The organism is Streptomyces sp. NPDC002809 (assembly GCF_040295435.1).
GTDB lineage: Bacteria > Actinomycetota > Actinomycetes > Streptomycetales > Streptomycetaceae > Streptomyces.
Window position 1 is genome coordinate 44506 of the sequence record NZ_JBEOVJ010000045.1, and the last position, 15717, is coordinate 60222.

At 68.8% G+C, this 15717-nt stretch carries 13 protein-coding genes; 7 read left to right on the forward strand and 6 right to left on the reverse strand.

The features are described from left to right. Positions 1-441: 441 nt before the first annotated feature. The 4 genes from ABT025_RS24655 to ABT025_RS24670 all read right to left on the reverse strand — a co-directional run bounded on the left by ABT025_RS24655 (position 442) and on the right by ABT025_RS24670 (position 2597). Positions 442-729, reverse strand: a complete 288-nt coding sequence (locus ABT025_RS24655) for a hypothetical protein (protein ID WP_350998389.1) — start codon at positions 727-729, stop codon at positions 442-444. Between the two features lie 248 nt (positions 730-977). Then, positions 978-1352: a transposase gene (locus tag ABT025_RS24660; protein WP_350998391.1), complete on the reverse strand. Its 375-nt coding sequence runs from the start codon at positions 1350-1352 to the stop codon at positions 978-980. A 248-nt stretch (positions 1353-1600) separates the two neighbouring features. After that, positions 1601-2044 (reverse strand): transposase, encoded by a 444-nt coding sequence (locus ABT025_RS24665; RefSeq protein WP_350998394.1) that lies wholly within the window; start codon positions 2042-2044, stop codon positions 1601-1603. Between the two features lie 199 nt (positions 2045-2243). Continuing rightward, on the reverse strand, positions 2244-2597 hold the full coding sequence (locus tag ABT025_RS24670; protein ID WP_350998396.1) for a hypothetical protein: 354 nt from the start codon (positions 2595-2597) through the stop codon (positions 2244-2246). 811 nt (positions 2598-3408) lie between these two features. Between ABT025_RS24670 and ABT025_RS24675 the strand changes: the two genes are divergently transcribed. The 6 genes from ABT025_RS24675 (at position 3409) to tpg (ending at position 10805) form a co-directional block, all read left to right on the forward strand. Next, positions 3409-3624: a DUF6243 family protein gene (locus ABT025_RS24675; RefSeq protein ID WP_350998399.1), complete on the forward strand. Its 216-nt coding sequence runs from the start codon at positions 3409-3411 to the stop codon at positions 3622-3624. 523 nt (positions 3625-4147) lie between these two features. Further along, entirely contained in the window at positions 4148-4651 is a 504-nt protein-coding gene (locus ABT025_RS24680; RefSeq protein WP_350998402.1) for an NUDIX hydrolase, read from the forward strand. 1084 nt (positions 4652-5735) lie between these two features. Beyond that, entirely contained in the window at positions 5736-6821 is a 1086-nt protein-coding gene (locus tag ABT025_RS24685) for a hypothetical protein (RefSeq protein WP_350998404.1), read from the forward strand. Positions 6822-7613: 792 nt separating this feature from the next. After that, positions 7614-8000, forward strand: coding sequence for a hypothetical protein (locus ABT025_RS24690; RefSeq protein ID WP_350998407.1), 387 nt, complete (start codon positions 7614-7616; stop codon positions 7998-8000). 15 nt (positions 8001-8015) lie between these two features. Continuing rightward, positions 8016-10247, forward strand: a complete 2232-nt coding sequence (gene tap / locus ABT025_RS24695; protein WP_350998410.1) for a telomere-associated protein Tap — start codon at positions 8016-8018, stop codon at positions 10245-10247. 3 nt (positions 10248-10250) lie between these two features. Further along, entirely contained in the window at positions 10251-10805 is a 555-nt protein-coding gene (tpg, locus tag ABT025_RS24700) for a telomere-protecting terminal protein Tpg (RefSeq protein WP_350998412.1), read from the forward strand. Between the two features lie 200 nt (positions 10806-11005). Here the strand turns inward: tpg and ABT025_RS24705 are convergent, their stop codons facing one another. Then, a complete protein-coding gene (locus ABT025_RS24705; RefSeq protein WP_350998415.1) occupies positions 11006-11920 on the reverse strand; it encodes an NmrA family NAD(P)-binding protein in 915 nt (304 codons plus the stop codon). A 101-nt stretch (positions 11921-12021) separates the two neighbouring features. On the opposite strand from ABT025_RS24705, the gene ABT025_RS24710 reads away from it, so the two are divergent. Beyond that, entirely contained in the window at positions 12022-12654 is a 633-nt protein-coding gene (locus tag ABT025_RS24710) for a TetR/AcrR family transcriptional regulator (protein ID WP_350998418.1), read from the forward strand. A 224-nt stretch (positions 12655-12878) separates the two neighbouring features. Here ABT025_RS24710 and ABT025_RS24715 read toward each other — a convergent pair whose 3' ends face one another. Then, positions 12879-14966, reverse strand: coding sequence for a Hint domain-containing protein (locus ABT025_RS24715; RefSeq protein ID WP_350998420.1), 2088 nt, complete (start codon positions 14964-14966; stop codon positions 12879-12881). Between the last annotated feature and the right edge of the window lie 751 nt (positions 14967-15717).

Sequence of the window (15717 nt, forward strand, 5' to 3'; positions counted from 1 at the left end):
GTCTGGTCAGGCAGCATGACAGCTCCCGCATCCCGCCTTCCCGCATCGCCGGATGCCTCCTCGTCGGGGCTGGTCACTGCACCGGCTCCACGGCGTGACGATCCTGCTCGGGGCTGTTCGTGTGTTCGCGTGGACGGGCGGTCTCGCGGATGAAGGCGGCAAGTTCCGGGACCGCGGAGTGGCCGGGTGGGCCGGACCCGGCGAGGCTGACCGGCACGGCTCGCCGCGAGCACGCGAGCACGCGAACCGCGTCAGCCTTCATGCCACCGCTACAGAACTCGGCGGCCAGTCACGTTTTGCCGCATGAGGGGTAGCGGCAGCTATACGAGAAAACGGCTGGCTTCGTCGACTGCAATGGGTTCTGGCACAGATCTTGGGGAGTCGTCGCGGAGGTGACGGTGGCGTTCGATTGCAGGGGAGGGTCACAAGCCCCGGGGCCCGTCAGCGTTCACGCATTCTGGTCCACCACCAGCCCATCATTGCCCACTTGATGTTGTTGGGCTCCGGCAGGGTACGGCGCTCGAATTCCTCATCGATGCGCGTGATCAGTCGGCCCAAGTCCCGTTTGGCTCCGGGAGGAAGGTGCAGCATCGCCCACTCCAGGTCATCACGGGCATCTTCCACCTCTATCCCAGGCGAATAGGCCTCGGAGGCATTCAGGTAGCGTCCAGGCTGCTTAAAAGCCCACTCGAAACGAGAGAGCGCACCAGCGACCGCGTTGGGCCACATCTCCTGGTCTTCGACCCGGCGGATTGCTGCACGAGTCCGCGCGGAGACACCATGAACCCGCAGGACCGGATACTGCCATCGTGGCCGCCACCGCTCTGCACGGACGGCCTTGGGACGCCTACGCGGCATTGCCCTTTCGGATCAACATGAGGCCATCCTTCCACGGCTGGGTGCCTGCATGGACCCCCGTCGCAGCACATGTTCCTACTTCCCGGCTCTCGCGCAGGTCTTGGGGGCGTCTCGGAGTGTTACTGGAGCAGGATCATCTTGCGGAGCAGTTCGAATCCGGCTCGGCGGTAGAGCTGCCGCTTGATCTTCTTGACGCAGTTGACGGCGCCCTCGATGCTGCCGGAGCTCCAGTTGAGAGTGAGCCCGGCTGTCACGGCGTCGAGGTCTCGGAGCAGGTGGAGTGCGAAACCGGTGAGCCCGGGCAGCTGGCTGGCGTCGACTACTTCGATCCAGGCGGGGAGTGTGGAGCCGAGGCGGTTGGTGAGTATTTCGCCGAATTCGCGGACGTGTCCGGCTGCCGTGTCCAGTTCGGGGCAGCGGGCCAGGACGTCCTTCAGGCCGGCCCGGTCCTCGTCGGTCAGGGGCGGGGGGTGACGGGTGAGCCAGCCGGTCACCTGGCGCACTGTCGGTGGCCGGGCCGGGCCGGGCCGGGCCGGGCCGGGCCGGTGCGGCGGGCGGAGCCCTGGGCAAGGTGGCGATGTGGGCGCGGACCATGGCGTAGGTGACGGGAGCGTGCTCGGCAACCAGTTTGCTGTGCAGTCGTGTGACGCTGGTGCATCCTTCTGCGAATCGCCGTTCCAGGTAGGGCTTGTAGGGGTCCAGTCTGCTGGGCAGGCCGGGGCCGTTTCTCGCGGATGGTGTCCTACCAGTGTGCGGCGGCCGCGTACCGGAGCACGGTGTTGAGGCCCCAGCCCAGGCGCCGGGCGATCGCCCGGCGTGAGTGGCCTTGGGTAAGCATCTCGTGGACCAGTGCGTGTGCGGCGTTCGTCCGCTCGGCCCGTCGGCCGACGGGCTCGAAGTTGTCCTGCGGCCGCCCGGAAGCCAGTCGGGTGGCCTGTGGCAGCATGCCGCTGGGCGACGGGTTGCGCAGGCAGTCGCGGTGGGCGGCGACGCAGGTCTCCACGGCCCGGCCGAGGCCCTGCCACAGATGGAACCGGTCTGCGACCTGCAAAGCGTCGGGTGCACCGCGGCGGGCGCCCTCGGCGTAGGCGCCGGACCGGTCCCGGCAGATGATCTCCACGCCGGGATGGCGGTCCAGCCAAGCTGCCAGCGGTCCGGCCTCACGGGTCGGGAGCACATCGACCACGCGGTGGTCTTCGACGCTGGTCAGGACGGTGGCGTAGGTCTGGCCGCGGCGGATCGCGCGTCGTCCACACCCAGCACGCGCGGCGTGCTGAACCGTGGATCGGGCAATGCCATGACCCTGCGTAGCAAGGTCATCCTTCCCGCGCCGAAGCCCAGCTGGGCCGCCAGCCGAGCGCCGGCCCGCCCGGCCAGGGCGAGCCCTACTCGCTCAGCGCGTGGTTGAGACGAGTGGTGAACCTGGCGTGCGGGGCGGCCAGCCGGGAGAACGGCTCGGCGAACGTCCGGCGCCGGCAGTCCACCGACCCGCAGATGAAGCGCCGGACCGTCAGCCGGATCACAAAGCGCTGATCAACGAGCGGAAGGTCCTTCAGCCTGGGCTGGAAACGGTCGTGGACTCGGTCCGAAAATCGGCGGGCAGTCCGCACATGCAGCCCGGCCACGCGGCCTCTCACCACCACCTCGACCGTGCCGAACGCGGCCATGACCGCCTCGACATCCACCTCGTCGATCCCGTCGAACACCAGCGAGTCCCAGAACGATGTATCGGCCTGCATGAACAGCACCATCACCGTCCACAGCCGACCACGGCATCGAACCGACAAGCACCTGGGGGAGCGTCAATTCCGGCTGTAAGGCGGCAAGGCGTACGCCGTCTCACACGAGCCACTCCCTCGCAATCGAACATCAAGGTAACGCTCCGCGACGGCTCCCCAAGATCTGTGCCAGAACCCCGAGCTCGTCGATATCGCCGACCTCTGATCCAGGTACCTCCCGAACACGTCGACGAGTGACTTCGCTACAGCTCGCTGGAGCCACACGGCCCTGTCCGGGTCCGGTGACATCGACATCCTCTCCGGCGAGTACCAGGACGAAGGCCGCGAGGCATGACCGCCGCCCATGGGCACATGCGAGGGCGCCGACAACGTTGCGGCCGACCTCGATGTCGTTCCGTAACAGTGGGGCGCGAGTGAGATGATTCTCATGCCCTCAGTGGGCTCGCGGCCGCCGACAACGCCCGAGGCGGCCCGGCAAAGCCCATCCTGGCGGCGGCTGCGGCGGCTGCGGCGGCTGCGGCGGCTGCGGCGGCTGCGGCGGCTGCGGCGGTCATTGGTGGTGCTGGCGGTGCTGAGGTTCTCGGAAGGAGACGGCGGCCGCCGGGCGCTGGCCGAAGGCCCGGCCGACGCCGGGACGGCGAAAAGGTTGGTATGCGGGGCCGACGGAACCGGGTAACGTCTTTGTCATGTTCTTCCAGGCGCCGATTTACGAGTGAGAGCGTGACGGGCCCCTGCTGACGTCCTTCGGCGTGGCCGTCCGTCCCCTGCCGATGAATCCGTAGATCACTTCACATCATTACCGGGAGAACCCGTGACCGTGAGCAAGAACATCAACAACCCCGTGGGCATGGGCGGCGGCCAGCGCAAGCGGCTGTCCCGCGCCGAACGCCAGAACAACGGTCCGCACCGCAACCTCGACCGCCAGGGTGCAGCCGACCAGAAGGCGGAGCTGGTGCGCAAGATGCGCGAGAAGGCAGGCGCCGCTGAGGGTGCCGAGCAGGCGGGCGACGACGCCGCTCAGAGCTGACGCATCGCCACCGTAAGGCGGCAGTGCGCGGGGCAGGCCCGGACCGAGCAGGTCCGGACCGCGACGCCGCGGACGCTGTGGTTCGGCGCTCCATGCCGCGGATGGTGATCCTCTCGTCCGGGTTGCGGTATGTCAGAGGTAGCGACTGCCCGTGATTGCGCCTGGTGGCGGCGCCGCCAGGCGAACAGGCCGAGTCGGTGGGCGGGCTGTGCAGCGCCCGGAGGGTGACGCCGAGAGTAGGCGCGGGACCTCTTGGCAGGTCGGTGGGAACAGGTCGTGCGGGCAGGGGCGACGGGTATGTCCGTCGGCCCGGACTACCGGCGAGGTGGCATAGCAGCGCAGGGCGATTTCGCCGGTTGTGTGGTTGCGGCGGATCAGTGGACGCCGGTGGCCCGGCGACGGGCGGTGAGGTCGATGACGGCCCATGCGTGGAACCGATGGGCTTCCGCGCCGCGTCCGGCGGACAGACTCTCCTCAGTGGCCCGGGCTACCGGCGAACCGGCCGTCACGTACGGTCTGCGGCATGACGGCAGAGAATTCGAAGGACCCGGAGCCCCGGGTGCAGTTGGTCATCGGTATCATCCGTCAAGACAACGAGATCCTGCTCGTACAAGAGAGCCTCGGCATCGACGGCGAGATCCTCTGGTCCCTCCCCGGCGGAGGAGTCAAGGACGGCGAGCTCATGAACGAAGCTCTCCGGCGCGAACTGCATGAAGAGACGGGGCTGCTGGTGGGCAACCCTGCACGGACCGCGTTCCTCATGCACATCGACTCCGAGCAGCACCCTTCGGCGCTGGCCGTCGCCTTCGAGATCGACGCGTGGTCGGGGGACGTCGCGCCCAAGGACGACGACATCAAACAGGCCGCCTTCTTCCCTCTGCCCGACGCGCTGAACCTGCTCGGCGAGCTGGACAGCGCAACGCAGCGGGACCCCATCGTCGGCTATCTGACCGGCGCCATCGCGCCGGGGACCACCTGGCTGTATCGCAACCGGGGTAAGGAAGAGACGCTCGTTGCCCGCTGGTGACGCCAGACAGCGGCCACCACGTGAAGATCATGATCTGCGTCCGGGGTATTGATTCGGGCCTCGTGCTTCGCCCCGTCGGATCTACCCGGCGGGGCGAAGTGCTGCGAAGCGGCGGGCGCGTGCCCGTGGTGCGCCGGTGAGGTGGGCGTCGACCCGTTTGAAGTGGTGGAGCAGCGCGAAGGCGTGCTCGAGGGCATGGCGGAACTTGGCGAGGCCCTTGGTGTCGGGTCCCTGGCGGGATGGCGGAGAGGTCCCGTCGGTGTTGGAGCTTGCCGTGGCGGGCGTCGGAATCGTAGCGCTTTTCGCCGAGGAGGGCTTTCGGTTGTCGGCGGGACTGGCCGGGGCGGCCGCGACGTGCGGGAGCCGTCGACCAGGGTGAGGTGCTGGGGGACGGCATTGACGTTGGCCGCGGTGGCGGTGTCTTCGAGCGGGTGCCGCGTCCGTCGCGGGTCAGATGGGGTCTGCTGCCACCTTCCGCCGGTCTACCTGCGACGGGCTGGTGCCGGCCACCACTTTTCGGGTTTCGCGTGGATGCGGGGACCATCCGCGCACGCCAGGGAGCAGTCGAGTTCGTCGACCGCTTGCAGCCCATTGAGCAGGACTTGGCGCAGTCGGCCCAAGGCCTCGGCGCCGTCCCGCCGGAGTCGTCGAGAGCGAGCTGCTTGACTGTTCGTCAGGTCTTGTCACGGCTGTCGGACATGCAGCAGCCGGAACGCGGAATTCCAGTCGTGTCCGTACCAGGGGAGGTGTCCGGGCGGGTGGCAGGGCAGGGCAGGGCAGGGCAGGGACGGAGTGTGGGGCCGGGGTTCTCTGATCGAGTTGGGGCCGTGTGCGGATTTGGTCATAGTGCTGTCGAAATACCGCCAGTTCATGGGATCTGTGGTGTGCCGGATGGCGGGTGGGGATAGAAATCGGCGTCTGCCCCTGGTGGGCACTCTCGGCGGCAGGTGCGCGGCGGCGCAGAGGGCTCGCCGTGCTCGGGGCGGGGCAGGTGTGACTGCTGTTCGTCACTGGGGTATGCCGCCTCCCTCATGCCGTTGGTGTTCGTCAAGTACTGGCTCGTGGAAGGGATGGAGAGCGAAGGATGGCGGAGCACGAGACATCCATGGCTGGGGGTGTGGATGCGTTGGTGGAGCGCGGCAGGTGTGCGGTCGAGTTGCCGCTGCCGGCGGAACGCAGCCGTGTGCGTGAGGCATGGGGTGCGTCCCTCGAGGAATTCGCGAGTGCGCTGGGCAAGGAACTTGCTGAAATGGCGGACTGGGAGGCCGGTCGGCTGATGGCGGATCCCGCCGACGAGGCTGCCTACCTGCGTCTGCTCACCCGCCTGCAGGCACAGCTGCCGGCGGCCTTCGAGCCTGACTGGGCCGCCTTGCGTAAACGCCCCGACGACTCGGCAACCCCGTCGGTCCCTACCCCGTCGGTCCCAGCCCCGTCGGCCCCAGCCGCGCGACCGGCCCGAACGGGTAGCCCGGCATGGGAAGCCGGGCCCTCGGTTCGCCTGGAGATCGGCGACACGGAACGCCGCTACTGTCTGAATGCGGACCCGGCCGCCGACGGACTGATGGATCTCACGGTCACGGTGTGCTCACCTGACGGGGTGGTTCAGGGCGAACTCACCGGCAGGGTCGGACGCCAGGACCTCGGGGAGATCGGCCGCCTGGTCACCTCTGCCGCACACGCATGCACCACACCCGCCCAGGCCCCCACGCCGAACCCACGGCAGGCTCCTGCCCATGTGAGAGCTGCCCGGCCGGGCGACCCGTGGACATCGGAGGCCGAACGCTACTTGGGTGACAGCTACCGCGAAGGCCGCACCCCGGAACAACTGGCTGGAGAGCTCGGGCGCAGTGAGAACTCCATCCGTTGGAAACTCTTCGCCCTCGAACTCGCGCCCCGCCCAGCCCCCGCTCAACCCGCCGCTCCCCGGCCGGCAGTGGCGGAGCCGCCCAAGGCCTATACGGTCATCGAGAAGCGGCAGGCTCACCGCAACGCCTACCAGCGGTGGACCCCCGACGAGGAGGAGGACCTCCTCGACCGGTGTGCCCAGGGAGTCTCGCTGTCTGCTCTGGCGGAAATGTTCGGACGGGGTGAAGGAGCGATCGCGAGCCGTCTGATGAAGGTGGACGCCGTGGGCCCGGCTGCGGACGAAGCCCTGGAGTTCGGCGGCTGACGGTGATGATGCACAGGTGAAGGTCGGCAGCCCCAGCACACCTGGGCTGCTGCCCCATCCTGCTGCTGTCCGGCCCTGCGGAACACGCGTGGGCCGTCGAAAGAGTGCAGGACGGCACTGCAAGGGGCAGCGGGCGTTCCTACAGGTCGGCGGGGCCGGGGGAGGGCGCCTGGCTCCCCGTGCGCGGATATGAGGTACGAGACCGGCGCCGGAGGACATCGTGACCAGCAGCGTCATCAGTAGTAGACGGTGTGCACCGAGTTGTGGGGCCTCCCCGTACGCGCACAGTTGAGGCCGACGCTGACGTCGGTGAGACCCACGTCCAAGGCAGCAGCGCGGCGCACCGTGCGGACGCCGCCCAGCCTCTTGCAGGCGAGACGGGGTACCGGCGGGAGTTGTTCCGCGGCCTCTCGGCGGCTTGGGAGGCTGCATCTGAGCAGGTCCGACTTCGGCCTCGGCTTCAAGGCGCCCGACGGCTGGGTCCCGGCTTGGATGCACGAGCTGGGGGACTGCGTGGTGACGAGCAGGCCGGGGGCGGACCTGCCAGGCTGTCGGCACCGCGTCACTGCGCCACCGGTCCGGGTGAGGTTCAATACGCTGCACGGTTCGTCGGCCTGGTCCGTCTGTCGGTGTGCGCCCGCTTGTACCTCGTGCGCGGCATGACGGTGGCAGAAGGGTGCTGATGCCGAGTGAGGTGCCCTGGCGGACTGCGCAGAAGCCGAGGCGACCGGCCGATCCGCAATGGAACAACAAATCGTTGTTTCATTGCTGGTGCGGGGTAGAGTGACGGATATGGCGCGTGATGTTCATGAGCAGGCCCGTGACCTCCTGTCCGAGCTCGGGGGAGCAGGGGAGCAGCAGCCGGCGGCGGCACAGGAGCTGCAGCGGGATGTCCTGCTGGTGGCGGGACTGCTCGCCGCTGCTGCTACAGACCGGGGCGACAGCAGGCAGGAACCGGCTGTCACGGACAATGAGGTCGGTGCGGCCCTGGGCTTGTTCGACACGATGCGTGAGCAACTCGACCGGTTGGAGACCGAGGTCGTCTTCGAGGCGCGCCGCCGCACCATGGACTGGCGTCAGATCGCCGCCCAGCAGGGCCTGAATTCCTCCCAGGCGGCCTCCCAGCGGTATCAGCGGCTGGTGACTCGCCTGGAAGAGATCCGCCAGGGCGTCCGGTAACGGGAGATCGCGAACATGACAAACCAGCAGCCCCAAGAACTGTTCACGGCCATCGACTCGCTTCTCGCGGCCGTGGACGACGGCACCGTCCTGCCCGCCCCGGCCGAACGCGTGCGCCTGCGCGAGGCGGCCGGGCTGACACCGGCTGCCGTCGCCCAGGCACTGGGCGTGCGCGTGCCGAGCATCACTGCCTGGGAAGCCGGCCGTGCCGAACCCAAGGGGGAGCGCCTTCAGGCCTACCGGCGCCTCCTCGAGGGCCTCGCCCACCGCTACCCGGCCACCACTCCACCGCCCGCCGCCCAAGCGCCTCCCGCACCAGCCGACCGGGCCGCCACCACGGCTGCGCCCGCTGCACCCACCGAACGCGCTGCACACACCGAACCTTCTGCGTCTGCGCTACCCACCGAACCCACCGAACCTGCCGCACCCGCTGCACTCACCGAACCCGCTGCGCCCGGTGTCCCGGCTCGGCAGGGCCCGGCCCGCCCCTCCGCCGCCCCGCCTCGCCCCGCCACCCGCGCCGCAGCGCCGCGCCACGGCTCGGCGACGAAGAGCGCTACGGCCACGGCACCCGCCCCGGATCCGCGTTTCCCCCATGGCCCGCTCGCCGTTGTGGATGGCGACGGATCCGCCTACGGCACCGACGGCATCGTCCTGGACTGTCCGGCGACCACGATCCCGGGCCTCGTGCAGTGGACACTCACCGAGTCCGGGCTCGGCGCACCGCGTCTGCACCGCAGCGGCAGGGACTCCGACCCGCTGATCGTGCTCACCGCCACGGCCGCCGTGAAGTTCGGACTGCCCGAGCGCCTGGAGGGTCATGAGCAGCGCCGCTCCCTGCGTCTGCCCGCCGACCACTCCGTGATCAAGCAGGTCACCAAAGACAAGTGGCAGCTCACCCAGCGCGGATTCGGCCCCTGGGCCCGCATCTACCGCAAAGCCACCGCGGACCGGCGACAGTGCGTGCAGCTCGCCGTCCTGTCCTGGGACGCCCTGGACGAACGCTCCTGGCCCGGCGTCACCGACATGCATCCGGCCGACATCGCCCGCGTCCTCGGTATCTACGCCCGACGCGTCATCACCCCCCGCGGCTCCACCGCCGTCTGCGGCCTCGAACTGATGACCGCGTTGCGCCCGCCCACCCGGGCCGTGCAGGACAAGGCAACCGGCAACTGGGTGTCCGGCTACAACCCCGGCTCGCTGGGCCCGGAGGCGGTGGACCCGGCACCGCCGGAGGCCACCGCGGAGCATCCCGTAGTCGTGAACTCCGGCTGGGACGGCGGGTTCCTCGACGAAGAGGCCTATCAGTGGGTCCGAGACGTCGAACTGCTGACCGACGAGGAGTGCACCCTGCCGTACGCGGTCGGCCTGGACCTGAACACTGCCTTCCTCGCCGCATCCGCCCGCCTCGTGGTGGGCCTGTCCGCCCCGGACCACTTCCACCACCCGGCCTTCAACCCGAAGATCCCCGGCTCCTGGCTGGTCGACCTCTCGCACATCGAGCTGGATCCCCGCCTGCCGTCTCCGTTCACCCCGGACGGCACCCGCCCGACCGGACCTGCCTGGTACCAGACACACACCCTCGCCTACGCACAGGAGCTCGGCCACCAGATCACCCCGACCCGAGCGTTCCTGCGCCGCGAGACCGGTGCGTACCTCGACCCGTGGCACGACCGCCTCAAGAACGCCTACGTCGACACCCTCGCCGACCTCGGCGTCACCAAAGACCTCACAGACGCCGAGTTCCTGACGGCGATGGAACAGCACAAGGACGCCGACCCGGCCCTCGCCGCCGTCCTCACCGCGATCAAAGCCACCGTCAAAGGCGGCGTCGGCAAACTACGCGAGCGCCCACAAGGCAAGAGCTACAAACAAGGCGACGCGTGGCCGGCCCTTCAGCGCCCCACCTGGCGCCCCGACATCCGCGCCGCCGTCATCTCCAAAGCACGCGTCAACATGCACCGCAAACTTCGCAACATGGCCAAGATGACAGGCCTGTACCCACTCGCGGTGCTCTCCGACTGCGTTGTCTACCCCAGCCCAGGCGACAGCCCCCTTGACCTGCTGCCCTACGACACCACCACCGGCAAGCCCCGGCTCGGCGGCTTCCGCCTCGGCCCAGGCCCCGGCCTGGCCAAACTGGAGGGTGTCCAGACGATGCTCTGGACGGTCGACCTCATGGAGAAGGGCCTCAACCCCGCCCGCCACATCAAGGGCGGCGACGCCGTCCTGGACGAAGGAGAATGACCCGTGGGGGAGATCCAGGACGCCATCGAGCGCGCCGACCGCGAAGCGTTCACCCGCCAGCCACCCAGAACCCTCAAAGGCCGGATCAGCTATCTGCTCAGACAACTGGGCAGCGCGAGGGCCGTCGCGGCGGAACTAGGCGTCACCGCCGACTCCGTCAACCGCTACCGTCGAGGTGCCCGCAAGAACCCGCCTCCGGACATCGCCGCGAAGATCGACGACGCCGTCCGCACCCGCTGGCAGCCCCAGGTACGCAAACGCCGACGCAAACGGGCCGCCACCACTGGCATCACCGTGGAGACCCGAGCCCGTTTCGGCTACACCGCGCCCATCGGCACCACCGACGACGGACGCTTCCGCCGGCTCACCGTCCACCTCCCCCCGGCCTACGCACAACGCCTCTTCGACGCAGGCAACGCCGGAGCCGACGACCAGCAGATGCGCGGCATCATCGCCGAAGGATTCAAGGAGGTGTACTTCCAAGACGGTGGCAGCCGCGCCACAGGAATCTCGGACGTCGCCATCAACGACATCGACTACCTCGACCTGGACTACTGATTCAGGGCGTGGCGCGCGAGCACTCGCCGGTGGCGATGAGCCGAAGCGCGTCTCCGGAGTGAAGAACGGCAGGCCGGCCAACAGGTGCCCCGGCGGATTCGGCAACCACCGCGGCAGGGATGCCGGGGCAAGGCCACTCCAACTTTTCGCCCCAGTCCGCCCCGGCGGGCGCTGCCGAGCGTCACAGTCCCGGATATGCCCTAGCCGGACACGGGTGTCAGCTGCTCATCCGCCCACGCGGCGAAGGTGGTGACCGGGATGCCCAACTCCCGGGCGAACTCGGGCCGGGCGGGCTGAAGGACCGCGTTGTTCCACTCGTGTCCGGCTCCCCACGCGGGCATGCCCGCATCAAGGGCCTCTTCCAGGCTCATGGAGGGTGCGGTCACGGGCACGCCCCAGGCGGCGGACAAGGTCTGCGCGATCTGCTCCATCGTGCGCAGATCACCGGCCAGTTCCAGTTCCACCTGGTGGAACCGGTCAGGATCCCGGAGAGTGTGCGCCGCAGCCGTGCCGATGTCCCGCACGGCGACCAGGGCCAGTTCTGTCTCCGGCTTCAGTACCGTCAGCAGTCCGCCTCGCGGACCCCTGGGCGCCAGCATGGGCAGGTTCTCCATGAAGAAGGCGGGCTTGATCACCGTCCAGCGGGCAAAACCCGCACCACGCACCGTCTCCATGATCGCCTGCTTGGTGTGGAAGTAGTCCGCCATCGCCGCCCAGCGGCCCTCGGCCCAGCCGGCGACCCGGGTGTGCTCACCGACTCCACTGGTCGAGGACTGCACGAACTGCCGCACCCCTGCGACCTGCGCCGCGTCCACCAGGTTGGCGGCCTGGGCGAGCTCGCCCGCGAAGTCCACGCTGGTCTCGGTCATGGGCGGCATCTGCACAGAGAACACCGCGCGGACCCCCTCGACCGCCGGACCGAGGGAGGCCCGGTCGGAAAGATCCGCCCGCACCAGTTCGGCGCCCAGCGCATCGAGCGCCCGGGCGGGCTTCGACCACGGATCGCGTACGAGTGCACGTACGGGCACCTCGGCGGCCAGAAGTGCGCGAGCCGTGGCCCCGCCTTGCTGGCCGGTGGCGCCGGTGACCAGGACGATTTCGCTGTTGCTGGGCATGATCGCTGCTCCTCGCGGACGGGAGAGAGGAAACGGCGGGGCCCGCCGTTTTGCATGCCGCTAAGATATGGCGGGGCCCGCCGTTTAGCAATGAGGAGATCATGACCGGTCAGCGCTCGGACGCCCGACGCAACTACCAGCGCATCCTCGCCGTCGCCGAAGCCGAGGTCGCCGCACACGGCGCCGAGGCATCCCAGGAGCAGATCGCCCGCAGCGCAGGCGTCGGTTCGGCGACCGTGCGCCGCCACTTCCCCACCCGCCGCGCCCTTCTCGAAGCCGTCTTCCAGGAGCGCATCGAGGGCCTATGCGAGCGCGCCCGCCGACTGAGCACGACCGAGAACAGCCGCACCGCGCTCTTGGAGTGGCTCCACGCCTTCGTCCAGTACGCCGTCTCAGCCCGCGGGTTCGCCCATATCCTCAGCTACGAGCCCCCCACCGAAGAGCCCTCCCCGAGCAGCTGCGGCAGCAGAATCGAAGCGGCTGGAACTCCCCTGCTCCAGCGGGCCATTCGAGACAAGGCGGTTGCGCCGCACGTCACCTTTCACGACCTGCTGACCCTCTCCGTCGGCATCGCACTGGCCACCGAGCACCACAAGGACCCCGACACCCAGGCCGACCGCCTCTTCCGCCTCGCTGTGGAAGGGCTCAGCCCTGAGCACGGCATCGCTGGGGTATCCGGGAACTCAGGCTCTTCGGTACTGTCGACAGAAAGTCTGCCGAACGGGCGGTTGTGACAGGTGGGATGCCTAATCGGTGACAGCCAACGTGCCCCGACCGGTCCTCTCCGCCAGCTCATCCGGCGTCGCCGGTGACAACTCCTGAGCTTCGGCTCAGGCGAGTGAGCGTTGCGTTTGGCGAGTTGAACGCCGGCGGTCGGAAGAGCCGACGAGCCGGTCGGCGTGGGCGTCGAGCAGTCCTTGAGGAGGACGTAGCCTTCTCGGCACCGCTCGTCCCCTCATCAAGGCGCAGCGTACGGGTCGAGGAACCCAGAGAAATTACCGTTCACGTCGAACCGTGCCCCGCGTTCGTCCGGCATCCGGATGTCGATGACGTCCTGATACTTGCCGTTGACATTCCCGCGACCAGGGTTCACGCGGGCGCCCGGGTGGGTCAGTATCTTTACGAGCATCTCCTGCCCAACGGCGTTCCACGCAGCAGGGTCCTTCTTGCCCGACGGGATGGGCCATCCGTGCGGGTTCCCGCCCCCATTCTTGTTGACGTGCTTCTCCAGGGCACGTCCCGCCACCGTATGGCGACCGCCCTTGGCATGGGGGTCAATCCTCGCGCCTGAGCTCGAAGCGGTGTCCATTCCGCACGGACAGTCGCTGTTGTGCACCAGCACGGGTGTGGTGCCGGCCAGTACGTAGTACGTGTGGATGCCCTCAACCGTCAGGTCGTACGTGGGCCGGGTGCCCTGAATGTCGACTGCCGTGGCCGGTGTCGGCACCTCGGGCGAGGTGCCGACACCGGCCACTTTCTCCCCGGCCCTCAGTTCCGACGCGTTCCTCCAGCGATTCGTGGTCCGCGACCAGAAGGGGTGGTTGTCGGTCACCGTGAGGGCCTCGCGGCCTGCCGCGGTGGTGAGTTCGAGCCTGGTGAAGTTCTTGTCGGTGGTGACGATCTGCCGGGTCACCCGCTGCGCACCACGGTGACCACGTACCGGATCGGTGGACAGGACACGGTCGCCGGAGCGGACGTCCTCAATGGGGCGCCGGGAGCCATTCGCGAGCAGTACCGGGGTGCCGGCCGGGAAACTGTGCGAGGTCGAGCACGGGGGCCGTTTGCGTTCCTTGCCCACCTGCGCGACCAGCTTCTTCACCTCGACGGTGGCCAGCGCGCGGGCGCTGATCAGTGAGTTGGCACGCAGCGGGATCGAGTACTGCACCGCCCGTCCGCCGCTCGCCCGGGAGCGGGCCCGGGCCTCGGCCTTCTTGCGGGATTCAACGGAGGCGAAGGTGGCTCCGGCGCCGGGGTTGGAGCAGGTGAGACTGCCGGAGACACTGGATCCGCTGAGAGAGAAGGTACCGGGCGGGCTGGTGCAACTGCCGCCGGACTGACCGTCGATGCTGAACGTGGAGGTCATCACGGCCGTGACTTGGCCGCCCACCAGCCGGGACTTGGCGTCGCCGGCGACCTGTCCGGAGAAGCTGCTCGCGGCGGTGCAGCCGCCGGAGCTGCAGCGGACGGTCCCGGAGCCGTTCAGCGAGAGGGAGATGCCGCTGTCGCCCGCCTTGCCGAGTTCCTTGGTCTGCTTTGCGAAGGTGTCGTACATGGCGGGGGCGTTGGCTTCGCCGACCGGTTCCACGTCCAGGGCCAGGGTGTCGGCGCCGTCGAAGGGGCCGGTGTCATCGAGATCGGCAGCCGCGCGAACGGTCGTGTACGACGCCGAACCCGTAGACCGGGACGGTGCCGCACCTGGCACGAATCCGCTCGGCGGCTCCAGCCTCAGTACCCGGAAGGGCGCCTTGCGGGTGATAACCAGCTGCCCGGCCGAGGTGTCGAGCGCCTGCGCCTCGGTGGAGCCCACGGTGCGAGAACCGGAGCTGTAGCCGCCGGTGGGGGGATTCTCCTCGAGTTCGGCCAGGGCCTCGAAGAACTGGTTCGCCAGCTCCGGTGTTGAGGGCCGGTGCTTGGTCAGCTCGTCGCTGAGTCCGGAGTCCAGAGTCTCTCCGGCGTCCCACAGGCCCGGCTTCCGGGCGCCGTTCTTGGCAGCGGGGTCCGTACGCCAGCGGGTGAAGGTCTTCCCTCCGACGCTGAGGAACTCCCGGTCGAGCTCCTTTCGCCCGAAGCCACTGCTCCCGAATCGGCTTCCTGACGAGGTGACGGTGGCTTCGCGCTTCATCATGCCGCCGGGCGACTCGTCCTTGTAACGCAGCCCCGGAGCGAAGGCGAGGCCGGCAAGGGCGAGGCGGTAGGGCTGGAGCGTTCGAGGATCGGCCTTCGCGGACTCCTTGCCGTCGGCGAGCGGGCCCTCACTGTCGTCGCCCAGGAAGAAGATCCAGGCGAGCAGGGCCAGGACGAGTACTCCCGCGCCTGCGCTGAGCAACGGCAGCCGGCTGCGCCCCCGTACGGGCCCCGGGGTGTGGGCGGGTACCGGCGGATACGGCGCTGGCGGGACGAACTGCCCGCCCGGGAGGGGCGGTCGGCCCGGCGGCGCCGGGGTTCCTGGCCACGGACCACCCGGCGGCGGTCCGTACACCCCGTGTATGTGCGGACCATCGCCCGGCTGCTGGGCCCTCTGTCCGCCCTGACCGCTGTCCTGCCTCGGCGCTGTCATGTGTGCCCTGAACTCGGCAGTCGCGGGTTCGGCTACGGCGCAAGCCCTTCCGGGCACGCCGACAGCTCCAGCTCCAGCTCCCGCCGCGACCTGGAGAGCGATACTCTTCACCGCAAGTCCGGGAAGGGGCAACCTCCTTTCACGCCAAGTGCTTTCGCACCTCGAGACCGAGGTCGGTCTGGCCTCGGTCTCGGAATCACTCCGTGCCGCAGGCATCGACCGCGGCGCAGTCGTCGCCGGTCTGACCATGTGCCTGGAACTCAGGCGTGGTCGAAGGGCACGTCAACCGCATCAAGATGCCAAAGCGCCAGATGTTCGGCCGCGGCTTCGACCTTCTGCGAAAGCAATTTCTACTTGCTGAGTGAATCCTCAGTCTCCGATCGGAGATCGGGAACCTAGTGTGACGCGCCAGAAATCCTGAGTGTTCTGACCTCATGGGTTCATCGGTTTGGGTATCTCCGGCCCTGCATCCGCTCAGGAGGCGGTTGTTGTTGCCCAGGTTCGGAACAGGGTGAGGGCC